Source organism: Nostoc sp. (genome assembly GCF_036917675.1).
Lineage (GTDB): Bacteria > Cyanobacteriota > Cyanobacteriia > Cyanobacteriales > Nostocaceae > Nostoc.
In genome coordinates this window covers 1-3,044 of the sequence record NZ_JBALCT010000028.1, presented here as the reverse complement: position 1 = coordinate 3,044, position 3,044 = coordinate 1, and the positions used below count along the sequence as shown (strand labels likewise).

The 3,044-nt window shown below is 43.4% G+C and carries 1 protein-coding gene; it reads right to left on the bottom strand.

Annotation, left to right across the window (positions count from 1 at the left end):
• A partial coding sequence (locus tag V7K31_RS09995; protein WP_335094097.1) for a putative Ig domain-containing protein occupies window positions 1-3,044 on the bottom strand: 3,044 nt, incomplete at both ends.

The window sequence follows — 3,044 nt, the reverse complement described above, 5'->3', positions numbered from 1 at the left end:
ACTACCGCAGTACCATCAATCAGCAATTGCAGTCCAGCCACCTTGGTATTATCTGTTGCCCGTGCTTGGAAGGTTATCGACTCGCCTAAATTAATTGAATCGTAGTTAGCAATCAGTTTAACCAGTGGTGCAACAGTATCAGGAGTTACACTTAAGTTAAAAGTTTGTTGAGTATTAAACCCAGCCGAGTCAGTAACCGTGAGAGTCACAGCATGGTTGCCGACTTGTGCAGTAGTTGGTGTCCAACTTAAACGTCCTTGACCGTCAAGAACCATCCCTAAGTTTTGAGAAACAGAATCTAAAGTATAAGTAAGGCTCACGCCTTGGGGGTCAACTGCAATAAGATCGTAACGGTATAAAGTATTAGGAATTGCAGTAGTTGGGGGAGTGGTAGATTGAATTATAGGTGGAGTAATGGTCTTGGCATTAAGAGTAAAGCCTTGGGCAGCACCAGAATTAGCATCCTCAGCACCAACAACCACTTGATAACTGCCAACCACCGGAGTTGTCCAAGTTAATAAACCAGTGGTTCCATCAATAGTCATACCATCTGGAGCAGAAAGTAGCTTGTAAGTAATAGTATTATTGTCAGCATCAGTGGCACTAACTTGGTAATTATACGCATGACCAACAGCAGCCAGAAATACCGGAGTTGAACTAATCACCGGAGGATGATTAACAGGAGTAGTACCAGCAATTAAAGTGTAGGTTTGGTTAGTGCTAGCACCTTGGTTATCAGTGGCAATAACTTGGATGTCGTATTTTCCAACTTGGTTTGCCGTGGGTGTCCACTGAATTAAACCATATGAAGTAATAGTCATCCCAGTTGGCTTACTACCCAAAGTGAATATTACAGCATCATTTTCTGGGTCAGTTGCCAAAGCCTGATAACTGTAACCCTGTCCTACCCCTGCAATGGTAATCGGTGTAGAGACAAATTTCGGCGGACTATTAATACCATTGACATGGATTGTAAATTCTTGAACGTTATAAGCACCATAGATATCTGTGACTTGAACGCTAACTGTGGTGTCGCCAATTTGATTAGCCGTTGGTTGCCAAACAATTGTCCCAGTTTGTTCATCAATCACCATGCCTTGTGGTGGTGGCACAGTGTCTGAAACGAGACTCCATGTTAAGCGATCGCTATCTGAGTCAATTGCTGTAGGCTTGTAAGTGTAGGTTCGACCATAAGCGGTAACTGTAGTTGGTGTAGAAGTAATAGTCGGAGATAAATTAGAGAGTTGATTGCTGACTTGAATTGTCCAACTTTGGGTAGTAGTACCACCTTGTCCATCACTGACTTGCACGCTAACTGAATTATTACCAAATTGACTAGCAGTTGGTTGCCAAAGAATCACTCCTTGATTCAAGGTCATACCCGCAGGTGCATTTACTAAGCTGAAGGTAAGGGGGTTATTATCTGGGTCAGTTGCTTGTAAATTGTAGATGTAGGGGTTTTGGGTTTTTGTACTTGTGCGAGGTGTAGAGGTAAATACTGGAGAATGATTGACGTGAGCATTAACAACAGTCAAGTTGACTGATTGCAAATTAGAATTACCAAAACTGTCTTGAACTTGGATAGAGAATTGTTGATTGCCCAATTGGTTGGCAGTAGGTGTCCAAGTTAACAGCCCCGTTAAGGCATTAATTACTACCCCGCTAGGTGGATTGACCAAAGAAAAGGTGACGGGGTTAAGATCGGGGTCGGCGGCGGTGGTTTGATATTGGAAGGGTTTACCTACTTGGGGTTGGGCATTGTTTGGCGATGTCGAAGTGAAGACAGGGGGATGATTATTTGCTACTAATTGTACTTTAATATACTGTAGTGCTTGCCCTCCTTGACCATCTGTTGCCCGGAGGAGGACGTTGAATTCTACGTCAGTAGGAGCATATGCACCTCTACCAATAGCTGTAAGCCGGGCTTGTTCTGCGTATAAATCTTGGAAATATTTATCGACTTGGGTAGATGTGGGAGACCAAACGACAATACCATCATGGGCATCTACAGCCATGCCTTCGGGAGCAGTTACTAAGTCGTAGGTAACAATATCTGCGTCTGGATCACGGGCGAAGGCATTGTAACGCAATTCTCCATCGGCTTTTAGGAGAGTAACAGCAGGTGGTGTAGTGACGAAAACAGGAGCTTGATTGGGAGGAATAATGGTGGCTTGGGTAATGCCAAATAAGTTATTATCCGTTTCTCCTGCGGCTGTAATTGTATCAGTCCACACATTCGTTGTGGGTGTAGTCATGGTATAACCGCTAGGTAACAGTGTGCGGACTGTGTAAGTACCCGGTAAGAGATCCTTGAAGGTAAAGTAGTATTTGCTGTTGGTATCTAGGGTATTAGGAGTCTTATCCTGTTGGGTAATTTGATAAGATTCCCCTGAGTCTAGCTGACCGTTATTATTTTGGTCGAGATAGACGGTAACGCCATTCATGAATGGTTCTTTGGCGTAGCGGTCATCAAAACCAGAGAAAATGTCTGTCAATTCCTTGATATCGACAACTTGAATAGCATTGGGGTCAAGTTCTTGTAAAGTTGAATAGGTAGATGCCGAACCAATGGCAAAAGCATTAAGATTTCCACCATGACTCAAAACGTCATTCCTTAGTGTTTTTGCCACTGTTGGGTCTAGATAGCCGTAGCCATCCGACATATATATAACGTTTGGCGTTCCTGGTAGTACGTTAATTAAGGTGTCAATTTTCTGGGCAACTTGAGTAAATTTGCTGCTACCACCTGATGTGTAACTATTAAGTATTTGTAAATAGTCGGGGATGGAGTTGTTATCGAGGTCAGCAAAAGCAGTAGTATAAGTGGTTAGTCCGGTATGAGTAGCCGGATTCATGTCTTGAATAGTACCATCATTGGTGAAGGGGATGAAGCTAATTTTTACCTTGTCGCCGCCACCCATTGCAATGATGGCATCAATTGTGGCTTGGATGGCTGCTTTTTCGGCATCTAAGACGGTTTTGACATCTTTGTATTTGCCATTTCCGTGGAATGGGGCGATGGTACTACCAGAAACGTCAATGGC